Origin of the sequence: Streptacidiphilus sp. EB129 (genome assembly GCF_041262645.1) — a bacterium.
Taxonomy (GTDB): Bacteria; Actinomycetota; Actinomycetes; order Streptomycetales; family Streptomycetaceae; genus Streptacidiphilus.
In genome coordinates this window covers 1-1,010 of sequence record NZ_JBGCCS010000120.1, presented here as the reverse complement: position 1 = coordinate 1,010, position 1,010 = coordinate 1, and the positions used below count along the sequence as shown (strand labels likewise).

1 protein-coding gene is annotated in these 1,010 nt (G+C 71.4%); it reads right to left on the bottom strand.

What is annotated here, in order from left to right:
* On the bottom strand, window positions 1–1,010 hold a 1,010-nt coding region (locus tag ABH925_RS37720), incomplete at both ends, for a hypothetical protein (RefSeq protein WP_370156171.1).

Sequence of the window (1,010 nt, the reverse complement as noted above, 5' to 3'; positions counted from 1 at the left end):
GCCTGCCGAGCAGTATTCGACGGTGCTGCTGACGGTGTTGCAGTCCGGCCCGGGGACAACGGTGGCCCCCGGTGGCGCGGTGACCTTGACGAAGGGAGTCGCCTCACCGCCGCTGCGGTCGAAGAGCACCGCGGGACCGTGGTTCTGCATCAGCACCCTGATGGTCGCGTCCCCGCCCGCCACTGCCTTCGCGCTGCCGCCGGTGACGCCGTAGTCGGCCCCGTTCCGGGCGGTCACTATGGCGGACCCGGAGCCCGGGTAGTCGACCAGTTGGACGGTCCCGGGTGGGACAGTGCTCGGCTTTCCGGCGACCAGGCGCTTCAGGCCCAGCGCCGGGTCGGTGCCGCGGTGCCAGCCGCCGCCGGTGAGAGAGGCGTCGCCGGCCGGCTCGGCGGACACGTCCAGGTACGTCCACAGCGCCTGCGGGGTGACCTGGAGCCGGACCGGCTGGGCGAGCGCGACCTTCTCGCCGATCCGCATCATGTCCGTGAACCGGCACACCGCCTGGAGGTCGTACCGGACGCCCCCGCGGACGGTGGTCTGGTACAGGCAGTTCCGGTAGTGCTGGGTGAACCGCAGCCCCGGGGACAGCTGCAGCACCACGTCGGTGCCGGCGGCGGGACGCGTGCCGATGTTGCCGAAGCTGACCGGCTGACTGAAGGTGGCGCCCACCTTGAGGTTCGGGTACCGGCCGAGCGGGTCGAGTTGGTACTCGGGGCCGCCGACGGTGATGACGCCCGAACCGCCCTTGACGACCGCTCCGGCCAGCGTGCCGGACACCGTGTACCGGCCGGTGACGCCCAGCTTCGCGGTCGTGAACGCGGTGACGGTGAAGAGACTGGTTTCCCAGGAGCTGCTGGGGTTCAGCGTCATCTGCTCGGGACAGCTTGCGACCAGGCCGGCCGCGGTGCACTCCGGCGAGAACGTCACGGTGCCGACCTTCGCCAGGCCGCGGGCGTCGACGGTGACCAGGACGGTCGGCGTGCCGAGATCGTGGTCGGCGATCCAGT